Origin of the sequence: Escherichia sp. MOD1-EC6842 (assembly GCF_002965705.1) — a bacterium.
Classification (GTDB): domain Bacteria; phylum Pseudomonadota; class Gammaproteobacteria; order Enterobacterales; family Enterobacteriaceae; genus Escherichia; species Escherichia ruysiae.
Window position 1 is genome coordinate 212,783 of the sequence record NZ_PTRF01000005.1, and the last position, 21,296, is coordinate 234,078.

Below are 21,296 nucleotides of genomic sequence, written 5' to 3' on the forward strand. Positions count from 1 at the left end.
TGTTTTACTTATACCCTATCGTTAAAGAATCCGCCAACTGTGATGGCGTCATCGTTTCCTGATTTATTATTTATGGCATCCTTCACGCTCCGTATGAAAGACGTCTCATCTTCTCGTTCATAAAAGGATGCCCAGATGGTTAAGTTTAGTGCAACGCTTCTTGCTACGCTGATTGCCGCCAGTGTGAATGCGGCAACAGTCGATCTCCGCATAATGGAAACCTCTGATTTGCATAGCAACATGATGGATTTCGATTATTACAAAGATACATCCACAGAAAAATTTGGACTGGTACGCACTGCGAGCCTGATTAATGACGCGCGCAATGAAGTGAAAAATAGCGTACTGGTCGATAACGGTGACCTGATCCAGGGTAGCCCGCTGGCGGATTACATGTCGGCGAAAGGATTAAAAGCGGGTGATGTTCATCCGGTCTATAAGGCGCTGAATACGCTGGATTATACGGTCGGTACACTCGGCAATCATGAATTTAACTACGGTCTGGATTACCTGAAAAATGCGCTGGCGGGAGCGAATTTCCCCTATGTGAATGCCAACGTCATCGACACTAAAACCAAACAGCCGATGTTCACACCGTATTTAATTAAAGACACCGAAGTAGTCGATAAAGACGGAAAAAAACAGACGCTGAAGATTGGCTATATTGGCGTCGTGCCGCCGCAAATCATGGGCTGGGATAAAGCTAATTTATCCGGAAAAGTGACGGTGAATGATATTACCGAAACCGTGCGCAAATACGTGCCTGAAATGCGCGAGAAAGGTGCCGATGTCGTTGTCGTTCTGGCGCATTCCGGGCTGTCTGCCGATCCGTATAAAGTAATGGCGGAAAACTCAGTTTATTATCTCAGTGAAATTCCGGGCGTTAACGCCATTATGTTTGGCCATGCTCACGCCGTTTTCCCGAGTAAAGATTTTGCTGATATCAAAGGGGCTGATATCGCCAAAGGTACGCTGAACGGTGTTCCGGCAGTAATGCCTGGCATGTGGGGCGATCATCTCGGTGTGGTCGATCTGCAACTCAGTAATGACAGCGGTAAATGGCAGGTGACGCAGGCAAAAGCGGAAGCACGACCGATTTACGACATCGCCAACAAAAAATCACTGGCTGCGGAAGACAGCAAGCTGGTCGAAACGCTGAAAGCCGATCACGATGCCACACGCCAGTTTGTCAGCAAGCCAATCGGTAAATCTGCCGACAATATGTATAGCTATCTGGCGCTGGTGCAGGACGATCCGACCGTGCAAGTAGTGAACAACGCGCAAAAAGCGTATGTCGAACATTACATTCAGGGCGATCCGGATCTGGCAAAACTGCCGGTGCTTTCAGCTGCCGCACCGTTTAAAGTTGGTGGTCGCAAAAATGACCCGGCAAGCTATGTGGAGGTGGAAAAAGGCCAGTTGACCTTCCGTAATGCCGCCGATCTTTATCTCTACCCCAATACGCTGATTGTGGTGAAAGCCAGCGGTAAAGAGGTGAAAGAGTGGCTGGAGTGCTCCGCCGGACAGTTTAACCAGATTGATCCTAACAGCACGAAACCACAGTCACTCATCAACTGGGATGGTTTCCGCACTTATAACTTTGATGTTATTGATGGTGTGAATTATCAGATTGATGTTACCCAACCCGCCCGTTATGACGGTGAATGTCAGGTGGTTAATGCCAATGCAGAGCGGATTAAGAACCTGACCTTTAACGGTAAACCCATTGATCCGAACGCCATGTTCCTCGTTGCCACCAATAACTATCGCGCTTACGGCGGCAAATTTGCCGGAACCGGCGATAGCCATATTGCTTTTGCTTCACCTGATGAGAACCGCTCGGTGCTGGCAGCGTGGATTGCAGAAGAATCGAAGCGTGCGGGGGAAATTCACCCGGCAGCAGATAACAACTGGCGTTTGGCACCGATCCCCGGCGATAAGAAACTGGATATCCGTTTTGAAACATCCCCGTCAGATAAAGCCGCAGCGTTTATTAAAGAGAAGGGGCAGTATCCGATGAATAAAGTCGCGACCGATGATATCGGGTTTGCGATTTATCAGGTGGATTTGAGTCAGTAATAGACATCTTTTTCGGCCTACAAATCATCAACCGCATCCGGCATTTATTGGCGGATGCGATGCTACCGTATCTTATCCGCCCTACAAGCCATGCACCGTAGGCCGGATAAGCGCAGCGCATCCGGCAGTTATGCCACACGTTCATCCCGCACCGCCAGCACCTCGGGCAAATTCAACTCAATCCAGTCCGCCAGCGCAGCAACCTTTTCACTCACCTGCTCGCCCAGCGGCGTGAGGCTATATTCCACATGCGGCGGCACCACCGGATACGAGATACGGTTAACAAAACCATCCTGTTCTAACGCCTGTAGCGACTGCGCAAGCATCTTTTCACTCACCCCACCGATTTTGCGCCGCAGGTCGCTAAAGCGATGAGTCCCTTCGCGTAGCGCCACCAGAATCAACACCCCCCAACGGCTGGTGACGTGTTTCAACACCTCGCGCGACGGGCACTGTTCCGCAAAGAGATTGCCCTCTTTCAGTTGTTGCGACAGGCTAACCTGACTCATTTCATACTTACCTTTTTGTACGTACTTACTAAAAGTAAGTTTAGGTGTTAGCGTATTTAAACACAAGACAAAACGATGGAGACTTCCCATGATCGCTATTACTGGTGCCACTGGCCAACTTGGTCACTATGTTATTGAATCCTTGATGAAAACTGTTCCTGCCAGCCAAATAGTGGCTATCGTTCGTAATCCGGCAAAAGCCCAGGCCCTGGCAGCACAAGGCATTACCGTGCGTCAGGCTGACTACGGCGATGAAGCCGCACTGACATCTGCGCTACAGGGCGTGGAAAAACTACTGCTGATCTCTTCCAGCGAAGTGGGTCAACGTGCCCCGCAGCATCGTAATGTTATTAATGCCGCAAAGACGGCTGGCGTGAAATTTATCGCTTATACCAGCCTGCTACATGCAGATACCTCCCCGCTCGGCCTCGCCGATGAGCACATCGAGACGGAGAAAATGCTGGCTGATTCTGGCATCGTTTACACCCTTCTGCGCAACGGCTGGTACACCGAAAACTACCTCGCCAGCGCCCCGGCAGCAGTGGAACACGGCGTATTTATCGGTGCGGCGGGCAATGGCAAAATTGCCTCAGCAACGCGGGCAGATTATGCGGCCGCTGCCGCGCGCGTGATTAGCGAAGCCGGTCACGAAGGCAAGGTTTACGAACTGGCGGGCGATAGTGCCTGGACGTTGACACAGTTAGCGGCAGAGCTGACCAAACAGAGCGGCAAACAGGTTACCTATCAAAATCTGAGAGAAGCCGATTTCGCCGCTGCGCTGAAAAGCGTCGGGCTGCCCGACGGACTGGCGGATATGCTGGCTGATTCTGACGTTGGCGCATCGAAAGGGGGTCTGTTTGATGACAGCAAAACGCTGAGCAAATTGATTGGTCGCCCAACGACAACGTTAGCCGAAAGCGTAAGCAATCTGTTTAATGTTAATAACTAGTTAATTAAAGTGGCATCCTCCCGCATCCTCTCTGATAATGACGGGATGCCGGGAGCAATCATGTCTGCTTCCTGAACGTTTCTTCTGACAGATCAATGGATGCCAGTAATGATTAGCGGCGTGCTGTACGCCCTGTTAGCAGGGTTGATGTGGGGGCTTATTTTTGTCGGGCCGTTGATTGTGCCGGAATACCCGGCGATGTTGCAGTCGATGGGGCGTTATCTGGCGTTAGGGTTAATTGCGCTGCCCATTGCCTGGCTGGGACGCGTGCGTCTGCGTCAGTTGGCGCGTCGCGACTGGCTTACTGCGCTGATGCTCACTATGATGGGCAACCTCATCTATTATTTCTGCCTTGCCAGTGCCATTCAACGTACCGGCGCGCCTGTTTCCACGATGATTATCGGCACCCTGCCGGTGGTTATTCCTGTCTTCGCCAATCTGCTTTATAGCCAGCGTGACGGCAAACTCGCATGGGGGAAACTCGCCCCGGCGCTGGTTTGTATTGGCATTGGCCTTGCGTGCGTGAATATTGCTGAGTTAAACCACGGACTCCCCGATTTTGACTGGGCACGTTATACCTCTGGCATCGTGCTGGCGTTAGTTTCCGTGGTCTGCTGGGCATGGTATGCCCTGCGCAACGCCCGCTGGCTGCGGGAAAATCCCGACAAACATCCAATGATGTGGGCGACAGCGCAGGCGCTGGTCACGCTGCCGGTTTCGCTCATCGGTTATGTTGTCGCTTGTTACTGGCTGAATACGCAAACGCCGGACTTCTCCCTACCTTTTGGCCCCCGTCCGCTGGTGTTTATTAGTCTGATGATTGCGATAGCCGTGCTTTGCTCATGGGTCGGCGCACTTTGCTGGAACGTCGCCAGCCAGCGATTACCAACCGTGATTCTCGGGCCGTTGATTGTTTTCGAAACGCTGGCAGGTTTGCTGTACACCTTTTTACTCCGCCAGCAAATGCCGCCGCTGATGACGCTGAGCGGTATCGCGCTGTTAGTGGTTGGCGTGGTCATTGCAGTCAGAGCAAAACCCGAAAAACCTTTAATTGAATCTGTCTCAGAAAGTTGACACCTTGCCAGTCTGTTAAATAAGCCTCTGCTACGTAAGGGTTATAGCTTTTAATTTAAAGATGCATTTAAAATGCACCTTATCTTATTAAGAATGAGGTATCAGCTATGGCTTATCGCGACCAACCTTTAGGTGAACTGGCGCTCTCTATTCCTCGCGCTTCGGCTCTGTTTCGTAAATATGATATGGATTACTGCTGCGGCGGTAAGCAGACGCTGGCGCGCGCGGCGGCACGTAAAGAGCTGGATGTTGACGTCATTGAAGCCGAACTGACAAAGCTTGCTGAACAACCGATTGAGAAAGACTGGCGTAGCGCGCCGCTGGCGGAAATCATCGACCATATCATCGTGCGCTACCACGATCGTCACCGCGAGCAACTGCCGGAGCTGATCCTGCAAGCGACTAAAGTCGAGCGCGTTCACGCCGACAAACCGAGCGTGCCAAAAGGGCTGACAAAATACCTGACTATGCTGCATGAAGAGCTTTCCAGCCACATGATGAAAGAAGAGCAGATCCTCTTCCCGATGATCAAACAAGGCATGGGCAGCCAGGCAATGGGGCCAATCAGCGTAATGGAAAGCGAGCACGATGAAGCGGGCGAACTGCTGGAAGTGATTAAACACACCACCAATAATGTCACACCGCCGCCGGAAGCCTGCACCACCTGGAAAGCGATGTATAACGGTATCAATGAATTGATTGATGACCTGATGGATCACATTAGTCTGGAAAATAATGTGCTGTTCCCGCGCGCACTGGCGGGTGAGTGATCTAAAAGCTGGATGGCATTGCGCCATCCAGCATGATAATGCGGTTATTTCCGCAGTTCAGCAGCCCGCTTCTTACCAATAAACAACCAGCCCAGCCCCAGAGCGATAAACCACAGCGGGGTAACCAGCAGCGCCTGGCGGGTATCATCTTCCAGTGTCAGCAGCACGACCACGAACACAAAGAATGCCATACATACCCAGCACATCAGCTTGCCGAGCGGCATCTTGTAGATTGATTTCTCATGCAGGTGCGGACGCTGTTTGCGATACACCAGGTACGAGCAAAGGATAATCGTCCAGACGAACATAAACAGAATCGCGGAAACGGTTGTAATCATCGTAAACGCGCCAATCACGCTGGGATTCACATACAGCATCACCACGCCGCCGAGCAGACAGATACAAGAAAAGGTCAGCCCTTTCGCGGGTACTGCGCGCTTAGAGAGTTTAGCGAACGCTTTCGGTGCCACACCTTCCTGCGCCAGACCAAACAGCATACGACTGGTAGAGAAGACGCCGCTGTTAGCGGAAGAAGCGGCAGAGGTCAGCACCACAAAGTTGATCACGCTGGCGGCAGCAGGCAGACCCACCAACACGAACAGTTCAACAAACGGGCTTTTCTCCGGGACTACCGAACTCCACGGCGTCACGGACATAATCACAATCAGCGCGAAGACGTAGAACATAATGATACGGATCGGAATTGAGTTAATCGCGCGTGGCAGTGATTTCTCTGGATCTTTGGTTTCCGCAGCTGTTGTACCTACCAGCTCAATCCCCACGAAAGCGAAAACCGCTATCTGGAATCCGGCAAAGAAGCCACTTAAACCTTTCGGGAACCAGCCGCCGTCATTCCACAAATGCGCGAATGACGCTTCCACACCGGTCGGTGACTGAAAGTGCATCGCCACCATGACCAGGCCGACGACAATCAGCGACACAATGGCGACGATTTTGATCATCGCAAACCAGAACTCCATCTCACCGAACATTTTCACGGTGGCGAGGTTGAGCGTCAGCAGCAGCACTATCACCGCCAGCGAGGCGACCCAGTCGGAGAGATCGGGGAACCAGAACTGAGCATAAGCCGTGATCGCCACCACGTCTGCCATACCGGTTACAACCCAGCAGAACCAGTAAGTCCAGCCGGTGAAATATCCTGCCCACGGCCCGAGTAAATCGGAAGCGAAGTCACTAAAAGATTTGTATTCCAGATTCGAAAGCAGCAATTCCCCCATTGCCCGCATCACGAAAAAGAGCATAAAACCAATGATCATATAAACGAAAATGATCGACGGCCCGGCAAGGCTAATCGTTTTGCCGGACCCCATAAACAACCCTGTGCCAATGGCACCGCCAATGGCAATAAGCTGAATATGTCGGTTTGTGAGATTGCGCCGTAGCGACTGTTCAGCCGGAGCCTGATCATCGGCAACGACTTTTACCTGATCTACCATGTTTTTTCTTCCTGTACCTGTCTGTGTTGTTCAGGCTCTACGGCCTTTAGTCAGTCTATGATACGACGAATCTGTATCGGGACTCATCGATATTAGGTAACAATACGCGGGATGAATACTAAGATTTAGATCTAATGTTAATTTTATGTTTAAAGTGAGTGTCATATCACGGTGATAACGCGAAACAGCTCACAAAAATACACGCTTACGGGGTCTTTGCAACACAAAATAGCGCCGTTTGGCAAACTGAAGGGTTTATTGCTGAATGCCTGCTCCCCTCTGGCTCGAGGGGAACAGAATGCGCTGCTTAGAGGATTTCCAGCAGTTCGACTTCAAACACCAGGGTACTGAACGGAGGGATGGACGCGCCTGCGCCGCGCTCGCCATATGCCAGTTCCTGCGGGATAGTCAGTTCCCATTTAGAACCTACCGGCATCAGAGTCAGTGCTTCAATCCAGCCAGGGATCACGCCGTTAACCGGGAATTCAGCGGGTTCACCACGAGCGACGGAGCTGTCAAACACGGTGCCGTCGATCAGTTTTCCGGTGTAATGAACACGAACGCGGTCGGTACGTGCCGGAATTGCGCCTTCGCCCTGGTTGATCACGCGGAATTGCAGGCCAGATTCGGTGCTATTTACACCTTCTTTTTTGGCGTTTTCTTCCAGGTATTTCACACCTTCAGCAGCCATCGCCTGGAAACGCTGACGACGAACGGCATCGGCGCGTTCGTGGATTTCACGCAGCGCGCGGTGCACCACATCAACCGGAACAGCCGGATGTTTGCCTTCCAGCGCATCAGCAATGCCTGCAACCAGTGCTTCTGGCAGCAGCCCTTCCAGGCCAGATTCACTCAGTTGTTGCCCTACCTGCAAACCAATGCCGTAGCTTGCTTGCGCTTCGATGGTGTCAAAAGTTGGGGTGGTCATCGTATTTCCTTTCTTAGGGTATAAAGTAGCGGGCAGCATATCAGCCACACTTCTTTGGGTAAAACTTTGTCGCGGGAATGATGACAAATCCCGGGGAAAAAGAAACAATAGCAATATCCCGTATGAATATAATAAAGGCGGGTTTACCACGGACATCATAGCGTTAGCTTATTCATAGGCTATGATTGAGGAACAAGACGCGGAGCAGGAGGAAACCATGCCCGGGCGCTTTGAACTAAAACCAACCCTGGAGAAAGTCTGGCACGCGCCGGACAATTTTCGCTTCATGGACCCGCTGCCGCCGATGCATCGTCGGGGGATCATTATTGCCGCCATTGTATTGGTGGTCGGATTTCTGCTTCCATCTGATGATACGCCCAACGCGCCGGTGGTGACGCGTGAAGCGCAGTTAGATATTCAGTCGCAATCACAACTGCCGACAGAAGAACAGCTGCGGGCGCAGCTAGTTACGCCACAAAATGATCCTGATCAGGTGGCCCCGGTCGCTCCAGAACCAATACAGGAAGGCCAGCCAGAAGAGCAGCCGCAAACCACCCAAACGCAACCATTCCAGCCAGATAGCGGAATTGATAATCAATGGCGCTCTTACCGTGTCGAACCCGGTAAAACGATGGCGCAGCTGTTCCGCGACCACGGACTGCCCGCTACCGATGTCTATGCAATGGCGCAGGTAGAAGGCGCGGATAAGCCGCTGAGTAATTTGCAAAACGGGCAGATGGTGAAAATCCGCCAGAACGCCAGCGGCGTGGTGACGGGCTTAACCATTGATACGGGGAATAATCAACAGGTCCTGTTTACCCGTCAGCCGGATGGCAGTTTTATTCGTGCGCGGTAGATGAGGGGTCAACCAAAAGCCAGCTAAGGAGCGTCTCTTTGATGACCTTACGTCTGGCTTCCAGTGCCTGGGGTGAAACCATACTGATGTGATAAACCAGGCCAAGCGTATGCTGGTTGATCAAATAATATCCCCCAAGCGCAGCAATATTAATATTCACCTGCAATGGGTCGATATCTGGCTTAAAAATATTGTGTTTCTTCCCTTCCTCCAATAAGGATTCCATTAACTGCAAGTGCGCATGGTTAATTTCTAAGAGACGCTGTGATTTTGCATAATGCACACCTTTACTTTGATTTTCACTATGCACAATTTTTAAAAACCAGGGATTAGCAATATAATAATCCCATGTAAAATCAATAATTTTCTCAATGGCTTTTTGTGGCGGAAGATCTGAGAAATCAAGGGCCTTTTCTTTTTGTCGAATATCGTTCCAGGTATATTCCAGTACTTCAATAAATAAATTTTCTTTATTACCAAAGTGGTGATAAACCGTCTGTTTACTACACCCCGCAGACTTAACAATATTATCGACCCTGGCCCCTTCATAACCATATTCGGCAAATTCATTAACCGCGCATAACAGCAGCTTTTCCTTCAGGCTCTGTACGTTGCTGGTATCAATATACATAACGCTTCCCCACGACCTCTTCGTGGTGACTATCATAACCTGATTTGATTTCAGCTTCAGAAAAAAGGGCAAAAACTTGTACTTTCATCAGGTTATCAAATGTCCTGTGATCGTCATCGCATATCAACCAACTAGATGGTTGATCTTTTTATCCTCCAGTCGCAAGCTAATCATCACTAAGGAAACAAAATTCAAAAAAAGAGAGCTATTGTATGAAATCCACTCGTCCTGTTGCCGTGATTACCGGAGCCGCTCGTGGTATTGGAAAGGGCTGTGCGCTGGAGCTTGCGCGTGGCGGATTTAATCTGCTGATTAATGATCGTCCGGATGCCGATAGCGTTGAAAAATTACATGTCACACAACAAGAATGTCTGGCGGAAGGCGTGGAAGTGATTTGCTTCCCTGCCGATGTTGGCGATCTCTCCCTGCATGAAGAGATGCTCGACGCAGCGCAAAACCAGTGGGGACGTCTGGACTGCCTGCTCAACAACGCAGGCATTTCAGTGAAAAAACGCGGTGACCTTCTCGACCTGGAACCAGACAGCTTCGACCAAAATATTGCCATTAACACCCGCGCACCGTTCTTCCTTGCACAGGCATTCAGTAAACGTCTGCTCGCACAGCCAAAACCAGAAACAGAATTCCCGCACCGCTCAATTATTTTTGTCAGTTCCATCAACGCCATCATGCTGGCGATGAATCGCGGCGAATACACAATTGCCAAAACCGCCGTTTCTGCCGCTGCTCGTCTGTTTGCTGCTCGCCTTTGCAACGAACAAATTGGCGTCTATGAAGTGCGCCCTGGTCTCATCAAAACCGATATGACTATTCCAGCAACGGCTTATTACGACGAACTGATTGCCAAAGGTCTGGTGCCGTGGGGACGTTGGGGTTATCCGGCTGATATTGCTTCCACCGTCCGCGCGATGGCGGAAGGTAAACTGATTTACACCTGTGGTCAGGCGGTCGCCATCGACGGCGGCTTAAGTATGCCGCGCTTCTGAGGCTGAATCATGAGAGATCTGTTACAACGCCCGGATTTATTCAGTATCAATACCGCAACACTGGGCTATAAAACGCCGCTACCCGCCATTATTGATGCCTGTGCCGCACGCGGTATCGGTGCGATCGCCCCCTGGCGCAGAGAGTTGCAGGGTGAAGATCTTCAGCAGATCGCCCGCCAGCTTGCCGTCAATAACATGCGCGTTTCCGGTTTATGCCGTAGCACCTACTACACCGCGCCGACGCTGGCGGAACGCAAACTGGCAATTGATGATAACCGCCGGGCGCTGGACGACGCAGCGGTGCTGAACGCCGCCTGTTATATGCAGGTGGTTGGCGGGTTACCGCAGGGCACAAAAGATCTGTATGAAGCACGGGAACAGGTGAAACAAGGGATACGCCAGCTACTGCCACATTCGAAAGACGTTGGCGTGCCGATTGCGCTGGAGCCACTGCACCCAATGACCGCCGCCGATCGCTCTTGCCTGTGCACGTTACGCCAGGCGCTGGACTGGTGTGATGAACTCGATCCCGATGGCGAATTTGGCCTCGGCGTGGCTGTGGATGTTTACCATGTCTGGTGGGATCCGGATCTGGCCAGCCAGATCCTGCGCGCCGGAAAACGTATTCTCGCGTTTCATGTTTCCGACTGGTTAGTGCCGACCACCGATCTGGTCAATGACCGGGGAATGCCGGGAGATGGCGTGATAAATATTCCGTCAATTCGTCGACTGGTTGAAAACGCCGGATTTAATGGCGCTATTGAACTGGAAATATTCTCACCGTACTGGTGGCAGAAAGATATTAACAACACGCTGGATATTAGCGTCGATCGCATCGCGAATTATTGCTAAGGAATAATCATGAGTGACCAACCCGTTCTGTTCAGCAGAGCGGCGGCTTCCTGCCGCCTGACGTTGAACCGTGAAGAGAAATGTCATGCTATTAACGAAGAGATGATTGAATCTCTCGACCATTATTTAAATGAAATTGAAAACGACACCACATTACGATTAGTCGAATTAACGGCAATCGGCGATAAATTCTTTTGTGCGGGCGGTGATATTAAATCGTGGTCGGCCTATTCGCCATTAGATATGGGCAGAAAATGGATTAAACGCGGCAATGACGTTTTTAATCGCCTGCGCAATTTACCGCAATTAACGGTTGCGAATCTCAACGGTCATACCATCGGCGGCGGTATTGAACTTGCCTTGTGCTGCGATATTCGAATCGCTCGCCCCAGCGCGAAACTTTCTAACCCGGAAGTCATGCTCGGCATGGTGCCTGGCTGGATGGGCATTGAACGCGTGATTAATCAGGTCGGCCCAGTGGTCGGTCGCCAGATGCTGATGCTAGGTAAACGTCTGACGGCGCATGAAGCCCAGGCGGCGAATTTAATTGATGAAGTAGTAGAAAAAGAACAGGTGGAAAGCTGGATGGCGAACCAGTTAGCGCAGCTGGAAAAATGTGGTCCGGTGGCACTGGCGCATATTAAGCAGCTGATTCTGGCACTGGAAAATAAACACGCTGAATACCCACACCAGTTACTGGCTGGATTAATGTCCGCCACTCAGGATTGCCAGCAGGCGACGCAGGCATTTGCCGAAAAAAGTAGCGTGAGCTTCCATAATCACTAAGGAAATTGTATGCGTAAGATAACAACCGCCGAGGCACTGGCGGCGCAAATTCAGGATGGCGCAACCATTGCCATTAGCGGTAACGGCGGCGGCATAGTGGAAGCCGACCATATTCTGGCAGCCATTGAAGCGCGCTTCCTGCAAACCGGACACCCGCGCGATCTGACATTAATCCACTCGCTGGGCATTGGCGATCGCGACTGCAAAGGCACGAACCGCTTCGCTCATGCTGAAATGCTCAAACGCATTATTGCCGGACACTTTACCTGGTCACCCAAAATGCAGGCGCTGGTAAAAAATAACGCGATTGAAGCCTATTGTTTTCCTGGTGGCGTGATTCAGGCGTTGCTACGGGAGATCGGTGCTGGACGTCCGGGGCTTTTTACCCACGTTGGGCTGGGATCGTTTGTTGATCCACGCAATGGCGGCGGTAAGTCGAATGAATGCACTACCGACGACCTGGTAGAACTGATTGAAATCGACGGTAAAACCAAACTTCGTTATCGCCCTTTCAAAGTGGATTACGCGATTTTGCGTGGCACTTATGCCGATCCTCGAGGCAACGTCAGCCTTGAAGAAGAAGCGATTGATATGGATAGCTATTCGATGGCGCTGGCAGCACACAACAGCGGCGGCAAAGTGTTCGTACAGGTACGCGATGTGCTGGAAGCTGGTGCCATTGAACCACGCCGGGTCAAATTACCGGGGATTCTGGTTGATGGCATCGTTGAATACCGCGAACAACCGCAAACCTATCTTGGCGGTTACGACCTGACGATCAGCGGTCAACATCGCCGTCTGAGTTCTAACGACGCTATTGAACTGGTTAGTCATCCGGTACGTCGCTTAATTGCCCGTCGGGCAGCGCGCGAGCTGGTGGCAGGCGCTTCAACCAACTTTGGCTTTGGTATCCCCGGCGGTATTCCTGGGGTTGCGCTGCGTGAAGGCGTTCCTTACCAAAGTTTATGGCTAAGCGTCGAGCAAGGCGTGCATAACGGTATGATGCTGGATGACGCGTTTTTCGGCTGCGCCCGTAACGCCGACGCCATTATCCCTTCGCTGGATCAATTCGAGTTCTACAGCGGCGGCGGCATCGACATTACTTTCCTCGGCATGGGCGAGATGGATCAACATGGTAACGTCAACGTCTCACACCTGAACGGCAATTTAATCGGCCCCGGCGGATTTCTCGAAATTGCGCAAAACGCCCGTAAGGTGGTGTTCTGCGGCACGTTCGACGCCAAAGGCAGCAAGATTGATGTAACGCCAGATGGCTTGCATATCGCCCAGTCAGGTCAAATCCCTAAACTGGTTACTCAGGTGGAAAAAATCACTTTTAGCGCCGCCTACGCACAGCACAGCGGTCAGGAAGTGTTGTATATCACTGAACGCGCGGTGTTTCAGTTAACGGCAGAAGGCGTTGAATTAATTGAAATCGCGCCGGGCGTGGAGATTGACCGCGACATTCTGCCGTTCATGGCTTTCCGTCCAATTATCAACCAGCCGCGCCTGATGGAAAGTAGCCTGTTTACGCCAATGGAGGACGCATGAGCCAGACTGATGACGCCATCCTCGATGCGCTGACGCACGTCACTTTCCCGAAGGGTTTTGTGTCAGCAGAGCCAACGTCAATTGTCACGGTGGACGGTGTTGATTACCCACTCTGGCAAGTTGATGCTCTGGTCGTTGGTAGCGGCGCGGCAGGATTACGTGCGGCGGTTGAACTGAAACGTCGCCAGCAAAATGTGCTAATCGCCACCGCCGGGTTATACATGGGAACATCGGCCTGCTCCGGTTCCGATAAACAGACGCTGTTTACCGCCGCAACGGCGGGCAACGGCGATAACTTCGCAAAACTTGCTGAAGCACTGGCGAGCGGCGGTGCGATGGATCACGACACGGCGTATGTCGAAGCGGTCGGTTCCCTGCATACCCTTGGCGGGCTGCAATATCTCGGTCTGGAATTACCGGAAGATCGCTATGGTGCAATTCTCCGTTATCAGACCGACCATGACGAAGCCGGACGCGCAACCTCCTGTGGGCCGCGCACTTCTCGTCTGATGGTGAAAGTATTGCTCGAAGAAGTGCAGCGCCTCGCCATCCCACTGTTGACCAGTGCAACGGTGATTAAACTGCTGCATCAACGCGGTGAAAACGGCGAAGATCGTGTGGCCGGGGCTATCCTCGCAACCGGTTCCCGCGCCCATAACCCGTGGGGGCTGGCAATTGTCACTGCGCCCAATGTGGTACTGGCAACAGGCGGGCCGGGCGAGCTTTATCGCGACAGTGTTTATCCGCATAAATGCTTTGGCTCGCTGGGGCTGGCGCTGGAAGAAGGTCTGACGCTAACCAATCTGACCGAAAGCCAGTTTGGTATAGGCACGCCGCGCAGCACGTTTCCGTGGAATTTATCCGGCACCTATGTGCAGGTGATCCCGTATATCTATTCCGTGGATGCCGAGGGCAACGAGTATAACTTCCTCGCGGATTACTATCGCACCACCCAGGAACTGGCTTCAAACATCTTCCGTAAAGGCTATCAGTGGCCGTTCCACGCTACGCGAGTGATGGATTTCGGCTCAAGCCTGTTGGACATGGCGGTAGCGCAAGAGCAGCAATCAGGCCGCCTGGTTTTTATGGATTTCAATCGAAATCCTGAAGCGGTGCCTGGTGATTTGCCCTTCTCATTAGATCGACTGGACGACGACGTTCGCGCATATCTGGAAAATAACGACGCTCTGGCGCCATCGCCTATCGAACGTCTGCAACGGATGAATCCATTGTCCATCTCACTGTATAAGATGCACGGTTACGATCTCACCACGCAGCCGTTGCAGTTTGCCATGAACAATCAGCATATGAATGGCGGCATTGAGGTTGATATCTGGGGGCAAACTTCTCTGCCCGGTTGTTTTGCGGTGGGAGAAGTCGCCGGAACTCACGGTGTTACCCGACCTGGCGGCGCGGCGCTGAATGCCGGACAAGTTTTTGCCGTGCGTCTGGCGCGTTTTATTGGCTGCACACAAAAGCGATCTGTTGAAGATGATGTCGCACAACTGGCATCTCCGGCACTAAATTCAATCAGAGAGATCATCACTCAGGCGCACGATAATGGAAACGGGATGCCGTTGTCTGCGGTGAGGGAAAAAATCCAGGCACGAATGTCTGACTACGCTGGGTTTATTTGCCATGGCGATAAAGTCCGGCGCGCCACTCGCGATGCCCTGCTATTGAATGAATTTGTACAACGGCATGGTTTGGCTATCAAACACGTGGGCGAAGTTGCCGAATTGTTTATGTGGCGGCATATGGCGCTGACGTCTGCCGCCGTATTGACACAGTTGACGCATTATATTGATGCAGGCGGAGGCAGTCGTGGGGCGAGGATGATTATTGATCCACAAGGCGAATGTCTACCACAAACTCGTCGCGGCGTAAAAGAAGAATGGCGCTTTCGCTCTGAACTCGCTGAAGACAAAAATCACAAATTAACGATTCAATATTCGCAAGGTTCTTTTATTACCGAAGTGAAGTCGTTACGTGTGCTACCGCGTATTAATGGTATTTACTTTGAAAAAAACTGGCCAGATTTCCTAAAGGGAGAGATTTACACATAATAATTTTTAATATGTTCTCTGTACCTGATTTTTATTAACTATTACACGGAATTACCAACAACCAGGGTTTATTAATATAATTAAAAGGTTTAAACATGAATAAAATAAAGAATTATCGGTGGCATATGATTGCCCTCGTATGCTTTATCACTGTAATCAATTATCTGGACAGAACGGCGTTAGGTATTGCAGCTCCAACTATTATGGAGACAACCGGAATAACCAAAGAGCAATATTCATGGATTGTCAGTGCATTCCAGTTGGCCTATACATTAGGGCAACCGGTAATGGGCTTCTTTATTGATACCGTGGGTTTGAAGTTAAGTTTTGCGATATGTGCCGCAGTCTGGGGGCTGGCAACAATGGGCCATGCGCTGACCGGAACATGGTCAGGTCTGGCATTTATGCGCGCCCTGATGGGTTTCAGCGAAGCGTCGGCCATTCCGGCGGGTGTAAAAACCGCATCAACATGGTTCCCGGCAAAAGAGCGTGGCGTGGCGACAGGTGTTTTCAATATGGGCACCTCACTCGGCGCGATGCTTGCACCACCGTTGATTGCCTGGTGCATTATGTTTCATAGCTGGCAATTTGCGTTTATTGTCTCAGGTAGCCTTGCTTTGCTCGCGGCTTTATTTTGGTTCTTTTGTTATAAAGATCCGAAAGATGCCAAACGCCTTTCTGATGAAGAGCGCCACTATATTGAATCAGGACAAGAACAGCATCTTAAAACAGATAAGAAAGAAAAAACGTCAATCAAGCATATCCTCAGCCAACGTAATTTCTGGGGGATTGGCATCGCGCGTTTTCTCGCAGACCCGGCATGGGGAACCATTAACTTCTGGGTGCCGATTTTCTTCGTCGAAACGCTGCATTTTAGCCTGAAAGAAATTGCCATGTTCGTCTGGCTGCCTTTCCTGCTGGGCGATCTCGGCTGTTTAGCCAGTGGTTTTGTCGCGAAGTTCTTCCACGATCGCGGCGTGAGTTTAATTAACTCACGAAGAATTACCTTCACTATTGCAGCCGTCATTATGATGACGATTGGTCTGGTGAGTATTGTCGAAAATCCCTACATTGCCGTATTACTGATTAGTATTGGCGCGTTCTCGCATCAATGTCTTTCTACTGTAGCAGCAACTCTGGGTGGCGATCTGTTCAAAAAAGACGAAGTCGCTACCGCAGTGGGTATGGCAGGAGCCTGTGCGTGGAGCGGTCAGTTGATTTTCAACCTGTTCATCGGGGCATTCGTTCACATTATCGGCTTCGCGCCGTTCTTTATTGCCCTGGCTTTCTTTGACATTATTGGTGCCATTGCGTTGTGGACGCTTATCAAAGTTAAAGATGAAGAATCGCAAGTACAGTTAGCGACAAGCTAATTAATAGATATCAGAGCGTTATACTGCCAGTTGTAACGCTTTCGCTATAAAGCAAAACGCCGACCAATGGTCGGCGTTTTTACGTCTCGTTGAATAACGAATTATTCAGCTACTACGTTTACGATCACTTTCGCGAATACTTCGCTGTGAACCTGGAAGCTCACTTCGTGTTCGCCAGTGGTACGCAGAACGCCGTTCGGCAGACGAACTTCGCTCTTAGCCACTTCAACGCCAGCTGCAGTTACAGCGTCAGCGATGTCGCGAGTACCGATGGAACCGAACAGCTTACCTTCGTCGCCAGCTTTAGACGCGATGGTAACAGTTTCCAGTGCATTGATTTTCTCAGCGCGAGCATTAGCAGCTGCCAGAACTTCAGCCAGTTTAGCTTCCAGTTCAGCGCGACGTGCTTCGAAGAATTCAATGTTTTTCTTGGTAGCTGGAACAGCTTTACCCTGCGGTACCAGGAAGTTACGAGCATAGCCCGCTTTAACGTTTACCTGATCACCCAGGCTACCCAGGTTTGCTACTTTATCAAGCAGAATAACTTGCATTACCTTATCCTCTCAAAGTCGTATTAATGGACCGTGACCGATTACTGATGGCGATCAGTGTACGGCAGCAGGGACAGGTAGCGAGCGCGTTTGATAGCGCGAGCCAGCTGACGCTGGTATTTTGCACGGGTACCGGTGATACGGCTTGGGACAATCTTACCGCTTTCGGTGATGTAGTTTTTCAGCGTAGCGATATCTTTATAGTCGATCTCTTGAACGCCTTCCGCGGTGAAACGGCAGAACTTGCGACGACGGAAATAACGTGCCATATGGCTAGTCTCCAGAATCTATCAATTCAATCTGCTCGGCATGCAAAACCATTTTGCTCAGTCCGTTCTTTGCCTTGTGGCATGAAATGAACCCCTGAACGGTTATGCGACTGCCGACCGTTATACTGTGAGTAATGGCCTGGTTTTCGTGTCCGCTAACAATAACGGGCATTTGGCACCACGCCTGCCGGTGAAAACCGGCTTCCTCCTGCACAGAACGATGCTCAAGCACGAACTGGCAGTGAGGAATTCCTGATGGACTGACCTTTCGAAGGGGAGTCCTGCACACGGTGCCGGACAACACCAGACGGTTGGTCATCAGAAATTACTCTTCAGAATCCCCAGCTTCAGCATCATCAGCGGTTTCGTTTGCGAAATCATCGCGACGCTCACGGCGCTCGTCTTTCGCTTTAACCATCGGAGATGCTTCGGTAACAGCGTGCTTGGTACGCATAACCATGCTGCGGATAACGGCATCGTTGAAGCGGAAGGTAGTTTCCAGCTCATCGATCACTTCCTGCGGAGCTTCAACGTTCATCAGAACGTAGTGTGCTTTGTGCAGTTTGTTGATCGGGTAAGCCAGCTGACGGCGACCCCAGTCTTCCAGACGGTGGATCTTGCCTTCTGCACCAGTGATGGCAGCAGTGTAGCGCTCGATCATGCCCGGAACCTGTTCGCTCTGGTCAGGATGGACCATAAAAACGATTTCGTAATGACGCATCGAATTGCTCCTTACGGATTATTCAGCCTCCTGTCTGGGTCAGCCGAATCCCGGGGAGGCAAGGAACGTGTTAAAGGTCGGCTGAAAAATGACGCGTTATAGTACTGGTATGCTCCGTTAAACTCAAGGCCAGCCGACAAATAAATCTCATCTTTCACCAAATCGTACTAACCCGCTGATTTGAAGTTCATCACATTCCATTACGGTATTTTTTTGAACAACTGCATCAGAAATGGTCACCATCAACTTCTTTATCATTGATTAAAATTAAATCAGAAGATCATCACAGAGGAGCGCGTACAAAGACAGCCGTCGAGGAGGTATCTATGTTCAGTCGTGTTTTAGCCCTTCTGGCTGTGCTTTTGCTAAGTGCAAATACATGGGCAGCTATTGAAATTAATAACCACCAGGCCAGAAATATGGACGATGTGCAAAGCTTAGGCGTGATTTATATCAATCATAATTTCGCCACTGAGAGTGAAGCACGTCAGGCATTAAATGAAGAGACCGATGCGCAGGGCGCAACGTACTACCACGTGATTCTAATGCGGGAACCGGGGAGTAACGGCAACATGCACGCCAGCGCGGATATTTATCGCTAGCACCAGGTATAACCAACGAAATATTGCCATAGTTTGCTTTGCCCCCTTCTCAGGGGGCTTTTTTACGCGGACATTCAACGAATAACGACTTCCGGGTCCGGCTCATGGGTAATGCGATTACGTAAGTCGCGGCGCATTATTTCTATTACCCAGAACCAGAAAATATGCCCAAGAATTTCAGAGACATATTCGTCGAAAGGCAGTTGACTGAGTGGTGGCGTTAAATTCAGCGCCGGGCAAAAAATACCGTGAACTGCTACTGTCACAATAAGCCCTGCTAATACCCCCTGCCATAATTTCACTTTCGGGAAAATTTCCGCGACCACACAATAGCCTATCGCAAAAACCAGTGAGAAGATGATATGCGTTACCATTACCGGGTTAATGATATGTTCCGAGAATGTATACACCGTTTGTGTTGGATCGATGCCTAAATAATCCCGTAAAAAGATATACGGCGGATTAAATTCATCACGACCACCGGAAAATGTGCGTGGCGGCAACGGAACTTCTGCTCCCCATTTAACAAATGCCGAAATAATTCCTGAAAGAACCCCCACCAGTAACGCCACGCCATACCGGCGACGTTGCGGATCAGTTCTGACAAACAATCCACTGATAGTCATAAAAACACCTGTTGTTTATACGATTTTTTAACTGAAGAGGCCCCGGAATCAGACCAATTACATCCCTCAGGAGGTAATAATTCCGGGGCGCACTGATTACTTCTGCCCGTAATAGGCGTTGGGCCCGTGCTTACGCATGAAGTGTTTGTTCATGAGATAACTGTCGATGTGATTCAGTTGTGGGTTAATGCCGCGCGCAATCCACGCCATTTTTGCCACTTCTTCCATCACCACCGCGTTATGCACCGCATCGTGAGCATCTTTCCCCCAGGCAAATGGCCCGTGCTGATACACCACAATTCCCGGCGTATGCAGCGGCTCGGCATCGCCCAGCGTTTCGATAATCACTTTGCCGGTGTTCAGTTCATACTCGCCCTGCACTTCTTCTTCGCTTAATCCACGCGTACACGGGATGTCGCCAAAGAAGTAATCGGCGTGCGTGGTGCCTAACGCAGGGATAGCCAGCCCCGCCTGCGCCCATGCGGTGGCATGAGTGGAGTGGGTATGCACGATGCCGCCAAGCGACGGGTAACGGCGGTAGAGTTCGAGATGCGTCGCGGTGTCTGAAGAGGGACGATACCGCCCGTCTACCACTTCACCGCTCATATCAACCACCACCATATCGTCTGCTTTCATGGTTTCGTAGGCGACGCCGCTGGGCTTGATCACCACCAGCCCGCGTTCGCGGTCAATGGCGCTGACGTTGCCCCAGGTAAAGGTCACCAGCCCGTAACGCGGCAGATCCATGTTGGCTTCAAACACCTGCTGTTTCAGCTTTTGCATTATGCCGCCTCCACCATGCCTGCTTTGGCCATGCGCGCTTTCACCCAATCACGCGCTTTTGCCACTTCCGCCGCCGGGTCCTCCGCCGTTTCGCTCCACATCTCAATCAGGTACGGCCCGCAATAGCCACTCTGTTTGAGCGTTTCGAAGCAACGTTCGAAATCCACAACGCCTTCGCCAAACGGTACGTTTTTGAAGACGCCCGGTTTGGTGTCTTTCACATGCACCGCGACGATATGCCCTATTCCAGCCTGCAATTCCATCTGCACGTCGTTGTCCCACGCCGACAGGTTGCCGATATCCGGGTAGAGCTGGAACCACGGGTTGTTGAGATAGTGTGCGTAACCCAGCGCCTTACTGATGGAATTCATCAGGGGATAATCCATGATCTCCATCGCCAGCGTCACCTGCGCGCGACTCGCCATCTCAACGCTCTCTTTCAGGCCGTCACGGAAACGACGACGCGTTTCGTTATTGGCTTCCTGGTAGTAAACGTCATAGCCCGCCAGTTGGATCACGCGAATGCCGACGTCCTGCGCGAACTGGATAGCTTTGCGCATAATTTCCAGCCCCTGCGCCCGCACCGCGTCATCTTCACTGCCCAACGGGAAACGACGGTGGGCAGAAAGGCACATAGACGGCACGCGCACGCCGGTTTCAACAATCGCATTCACCAGCGCCAGACGCTGCTCGCGGCTCCAGTCGAGGCGCGACAGGCGATCGTCCGTTTCATCCACCGACATCTCGACAAAATCGAAGCCTAACGTTTTTGCCAGTTGCAGCCGTTCCAGCCAGCACTCCCCGGCGGGGAGTGCTTTTTCATAGATGCCAAGCGGGATTTGTTTGGACAACATATCCG

At 51.2% G+C, this 21,296-nt stretch carries 23 protein-coding genes; 12 read left to right on the forward strand and 11 right to left on the reverse strand.

What is annotated here, in order from left to right:
* The first annotated feature begins 135 nt into the window (after positions 1–135).
* Entirely contained in the window at positions 136–2,079 is a 1,944-nt protein-coding gene (gene cpdB, locus A7Z29_RS08415; protein WP_105290085.1) for a 2',3'-cyclic-nucleotide 2'-phosphodiesterase, read from the forward strand.
* Positions 2,080–2,207: 128 nt separating this feature from the next.
* Here cpdB and A7Z29_RS08420 read toward each other — a convergent pair whose 3' ends face one another.
* Positions 2,208–2,588, reverse strand: a complete 381-nt coding sequence (locus tag A7Z29_RS08420; protein ID WP_105290086.1) for a winged helix-turn-helix transcriptional regulator — start codon at positions 2,586–2,588, stop codon at positions 2,208–2,210.
* 88 nt (positions 2,589–2,676) lie between these two features.
* Between A7Z29_RS08420 and qorB the strand changes: the two genes are divergently transcribed.
* The 3 genes from qorB to ytfE all read left to right on the forward strand — a co-directional run bounded on the left by qorB (position 2,677) and on the right by ytfE (position 5,381).
* Positions 2,677–3,537: an NAD(P)H:quinone oxidoreductase gene (gene qorB, locus A7Z29_RS08425; protein WP_105290087.1), complete on the forward strand. Its 861-nt coding sequence runs from the start codon at positions 2,677–2,679 to the stop codon at positions 3,535–3,537.
* Positions 3,538–3,645: 108 nt separating this feature from the next.
* Positions 3,646–4,611, forward strand: a complete 966-nt coding sequence (locus A7Z29_RS08430; RefSeq protein ID WP_105290088.1) for a DMT family transporter — start codon at positions 3,646–3,648, stop codon at positions 4,609–4,611.
* A gap of 107 nt (positions 4,612–4,718) precedes the next feature.
* Positions 4,719–5,381, forward strand: a complete 663-nt coding sequence (gene ytfE, locus A7Z29_RS08435) for an iron-sulfur cluster repair protein YtfE (RefSeq protein ID WP_105290089.1) — start codon at positions 4,719–4,721, stop codon at positions 5,379–5,381.
* A 44-nt stretch (positions 5,382–5,425) separates the two neighbouring features.
* Here the strand turns inward: ytfE and cycA are convergent, their stop codons facing one another.
* Complete coding sequence (gene cycA / locus A7Z29_RS08440; RefSeq protein ID WP_000228346.1) at positions 5,426–6,838, reverse strand: D-serine/D-alanine/glycine transporter; 1,413 nt, start codon at positions 6,836–6,838, stop codon at positions 5,426–5,428.
* A gap of 307 nt (positions 6,839–7,145) precedes the next feature.
* Complete coding sequence (fklB, locus tag A7Z29_RS08445) at positions 7,146–7,766, reverse strand: FKBP-type peptidyl-prolyl cis-trans isomerase (protein ID WP_000211225.1); 621 nt, start codon at positions 7,764–7,766, stop codon at positions 7,146–7,148.
* A 217-nt stretch (positions 7,767–7,983) separates the two neighbouring features.
* On the opposite strand from fklB, the gene ytfB reads away from it, so the two are divergent.
* Positions 7,984–8,622 (forward strand): cell division protein YtfB, encoded by a 639-nt coding sequence (gene ytfB / locus A7Z29_RS08450; RefSeq protein ID WP_065228103.1) that lies wholly within the window; start codon positions 7,984–7,986, stop codon positions 8,620–8,622.
* Here ytfB and A7Z29_RS08455 read toward each other — a convergent pair.
* Positions 8,606–9,253 (reverse strand): TetR/AcrR family transcriptional regulator, encoded by a 648-nt coding sequence (locus A7Z29_RS08455; protein WP_105290090.1) that lies wholly within the window; start codon positions 9,251–9,253, stop codon positions 8,606–8,608. The genes ytfB and A7Z29_RS08455 overlap by 17 nt on opposite strands.
* Positions 9,254–9,465: 212 nt before the next feature.
* Here A7Z29_RS08455 and A7Z29_RS08460 point away from each other — a divergent pair, with 212 nt between their 5' ends.
* The 6 genes from A7Z29_RS08460 (at position 9,466) to A7Z29_RS08485 (ending at position 16,885) form a co-directional block, all read left to right on the forward strand.
* A complete protein-coding gene (locus A7Z29_RS08460; RefSeq protein ID WP_065228101.1) occupies positions 9,466–10,257 on the forward strand; it encodes a 3-ketoacyl-ACP reductase in 792 nt (263 codons plus the stop codon).
* A gap of 9 nt (positions 10,258–10,266) precedes the next feature.
* Positions 10,267–11,109, forward strand: coding sequence for a sugar phosphate isomerase/epimerase family protein (locus A7Z29_RS08465; protein ID WP_105290091.1), 843 nt, complete (start codon positions 10,267–10,269; stop codon positions 11,107–11,109).
* A 9-nt stretch (positions 11,110–11,118) separates the two neighbouring features.
* Positions 11,119–11,895 carry an enoyl-CoA hydratase/isomerase family protein gene (locus tag A7Z29_RS08470; protein WP_105290092.1) on the forward strand — a complete coding sequence of 259 codons (777 nt, stop codon included), beginning with the start codon at positions 11,119–11,121 and terminating at the stop codon, positions 11,893–11,895.
* 9 nt (positions 11,896–11,904) lie between these two features.
* Positions 11,905–13,446 (forward strand): acyl CoA:acetate/3-ketoacid CoA transferase, encoded by a 1,542-nt coding sequence (locus tag A7Z29_RS08475; RefSeq protein WP_105290093.1) that lies wholly within the window; start codon positions 11,905–11,907, stop codon positions 13,444–13,446.
* Positions 13,443–15,512 carry an FAD-dependent oxidoreductase gene (locus A7Z29_RS08480; RefSeq protein WP_105290094.1) on the forward strand — a complete coding sequence of 690 codons (2,070 nt, stop codon included), beginning with the start codon at positions 13,443–13,445 and terminating at the stop codon, positions 15,510–15,512. Before A7Z29_RS08475 ends, A7Z29_RS08480 begins: the two co-directional genes overlap by 4 nt.
* Before the next feature lie 95 nt (positions 15,513–15,607).
* Positions 15,608–16,885 carry an MFS transporter gene (locus A7Z29_RS08485; protein ID WP_105286348.1) on the forward strand — a complete coding sequence of 426 codons (1,278 nt, stop codon included), beginning with the start codon at positions 15,608–15,610 and terminating at the stop codon, positions 16,883–16,885.
* A 101-nt stretch (positions 16,886–16,986) separates the two neighbouring features.
* On the opposite strand, the gene rplI is transcribed toward A7Z29_RS08485, so the two are convergent.
* Genes rplI through rpsF form a run of 4 tightly spaced genes read right to left on the reverse strand, consistent with a single transcriptional unit; the run spans position 16,987 to position 18,426 of the window.
* Complete coding sequence (rplI, locus tag A7Z29_RS08490; protein ID WP_001196062.1) at positions 16,987–17,436, reverse strand: 50S ribosomal protein L9; 450 nt, start codon at positions 17,434–17,436, stop codon at positions 16,987–16,989.
* Between the two features lie 41 nt (positions 17,437–17,477).
* A complete protein-coding gene (gene rpsR / locus A7Z29_RS08495; protein WP_000135199.1) occupies positions 17,478–17,705 on the reverse strand; it encodes a 30S ribosomal protein S18 in 228 nt (75 codons plus the stop codon).
* 4 nt (positions 17,706–17,709) lie between these two features.
* Positions 17,710–18,024: a primosomal replication protein N gene (gene priB, locus A7Z29_RS08500; RefSeq protein WP_001296681.1), complete on the reverse strand. Its 315-nt coding sequence runs from the start codon at positions 18,022–18,024 to the stop codon at positions 17,710–17,712.
* A gap of 6 nt (positions 18,025–18,030) precedes the next feature.
* Positions 18,031–18,426 carry a 30S ribosomal protein S6 gene (gene rpsF / locus A7Z29_RS08505; RefSeq protein WP_001216676.1) on the reverse strand — a complete coding sequence of 132 codons (396 nt, stop codon included), beginning with the start codon at positions 18,424–18,426 and terminating at the stop codon, positions 18,031–18,033.
* A gap of 326 nt (positions 18,427–18,752) precedes the next feature.
* Here rpsF and yjfY point away from each other — a divergent pair, with 326 nt between their 5' ends.
* A complete protein-coding gene (yjfY, locus tag A7Z29_RS08510; protein WP_000492914.1) occupies positions 18,753–19,028 on the forward strand; it encodes a DUF1471 family protein YjfY in 276 nt (91 codons plus the stop codon).
* Positions 19,029–19,102: 74 nt separating this feature from the next.
* Here yjfY and A7Z29_RS08515 read toward each other — a convergent pair whose 3' ends face one another.
* The 3 genes from A7Z29_RS08515 to ulaE form a co-directional block, all read right to left on the reverse strand.
* The gene (locus A7Z29_RS08515; RefSeq protein ID WP_000155761.1) at positions 19,103–19,654 is read right to left on the reverse strand and encodes a YagU family protein; all 552 of its coding nucleotides are present in this window, start codon (positions 19,652–19,654) and stop codon (positions 19,103–19,105) included.
* 96 nt (positions 19,655–19,750) lie between these two features.
* Positions 19,751–20,437 carry an L-ribulose-5-phosphate 4-epimerase UlaF gene (gene ulaF / locus A7Z29_RS08520; protein WP_001170794.1) on the reverse strand — a complete coding sequence of 229 codons (687 nt, stop codon included), beginning with the start codon at positions 20,435–20,437 and terminating at the stop codon, positions 19,751–19,753.
* Positions 20,437–21,291 (reverse strand): L-ribulose-5-phosphate 3-epimerase UlaE, encoded by an 855-nt coding sequence (gene ulaE / locus A7Z29_RS08525; RefSeq protein ID WP_000949498.1) that lies wholly within the window; start codon positions 21,289–21,291, stop codon positions 20,437–20,439. Before ulaE ends, ulaF begins: the two co-directional genes overlap by 1 nt.
* Between the last annotated feature and the right edge of the window lie 5 nt (positions 21,292–21,296).

Bases quoted from the DNA above. Each gene is read 5' to 3' on its own strand.
- cpdB (WP_105290085.1), top strand. From the start codon at position 136: ATGGTTAAGTTTAGTGCAACGCTTCTTGCTACGCTGATTGCCGCCAGT.
- A7Z29_RS08420 (WP_105290086.1), bottom strand. From the start codon at position 2,588: ATGAGTCAGGTTAGCCTGTCGCAACAACTGAAAGAGGGCAATCTCTTT.
- qorB (WP_105290087.1), top strand. From the start codon at position 2,677: ATGATCGCTATTACTGGTGCCACTGGCCAACTTGGTCACTATGTTATT.
- A7Z29_RS08430 (WP_105290088.1), top strand. From the start codon at position 3,646: ATGATTAGCGGCGTGCTGTACGCCCTGTTAGCAGGGTTGATGTGGGGG.
- ytfE (WP_105290089.1), top strand. From the start codon at position 4,719: ATGGCTTATCGCGACCAACCTTTAGGTGAACTGGCGCTCTCTATTCCT.
- cycA (WP_000228346.1), bottom strand. From the start codon at position 6,838: ATGGTAGATCAGGTAAAAGTCGTTGCCGATGATCAGGCTCCGGCTGAA.
- fklB (WP_000211225.1), bottom strand. From the start codon at position 7,766: ATGACCACCCCAACTTTTGACACCATCGAAGCGCAAGCAAGCTACGGC.
- ytfB (WP_065228103.1), top strand. From the start codon at position 7,984: ATGCCCGGGCGCTTTGAACTAAAACCAACCCTGGAGAAAGTCTGGCAC.
- A7Z29_RS08455 (WP_105290090.1), bottom strand. From the start codon at position 9,253: ATGTATATTGATACCAGCAACGTACAGAGCCTGAAGGAAAAGCTGCTG.
- A7Z29_RS08460 (WP_065228101.1), top strand. From the start codon at position 9,466: ATGAAATCCACTCGTCCTGTTGCCGTGATTACCGGAGCCGCTCGTGGT.
- A7Z29_RS08465 (WP_105290091.1), top strand. From the start codon at position 10,267: ATGAGAGATCTGTTACAACGCCCGGATTTATTCAGTATCAATACCGCA.
- A7Z29_RS08470 (WP_105290092.1), top strand. From the start codon at position 11,119: ATGAGTGACCAACCCGTTCTGTTCAGCAGAGCGGCGGCTTCCTGCCGC.
- A7Z29_RS08475 (WP_105290093.1), top strand. From the start codon at position 11,905: ATGCGTAAGATAACAACCGCCGAGGCACTGGCGGCGCAAATTCAGGAT.
- A7Z29_RS08480 (WP_105290094.1), top strand. From the start codon at position 13,443: ATGAGCCAGACTGATGACGCCATCCTCGATGCGCTGACGCACGTCACT.
- A7Z29_RS08485 (WP_105286348.1), top strand. From the start codon at position 15,608: ATGAATAAAATAAAGAATTATCGGTGGCATATGATTGCCCTCGTATGC.
- rplI (WP_001196062.1), bottom strand. From the start codon at position 17,436: ATGCAAGTTATTCTGCTTGATAAAGTAGCAAACCTGGGTAGCCTGGGT.
- rpsR (WP_000135199.1), bottom strand. From the start codon at position 17,705: ATGGCACGTTATTTCCGTCGTCGCAAGTTCTGCCGTTTCACCGCGGAA.
- priB (WP_001296681.1), bottom strand. From the start codon at position 18,024: ATGACCAACCGTCTGGTGTTGTCCGGCACCGTGTGCAGGACTCCCCTT.
- rpsF (WP_001216676.1), bottom strand. From the start codon at position 18,426: ATGCGTCATTACGAAATCGTTTTTATGGTCCATCCTGACCAGAGCGAA.
- yjfY (WP_000492914.1), top strand. From the start codon at position 18,753: ATGTTCAGTCGTGTTTTAGCCCTTCTGGCTGTGCTTTTGCTAAGTGCA.
- A7Z29_RS08515 (WP_000155761.1), bottom strand. From the start codon at position 19,654: ATGACTATCAGTGGATTGTTTGTCAGAACTGATCCGCAACGTCGCCGG.
- ulaF (WP_001170794.1), bottom strand. From the start codon at position 20,437: ATGCAAAAGCTGAAACAGCAGGTGTTTGAAGCCAACATGGATCTGCCG.
- ulaE (WP_000949498.1), bottom strand. From the start codon at position 21,291: ATGTTGTCCAAACAAATCCCGCTTGGCATCTATGAAAAAGCACTCCCC.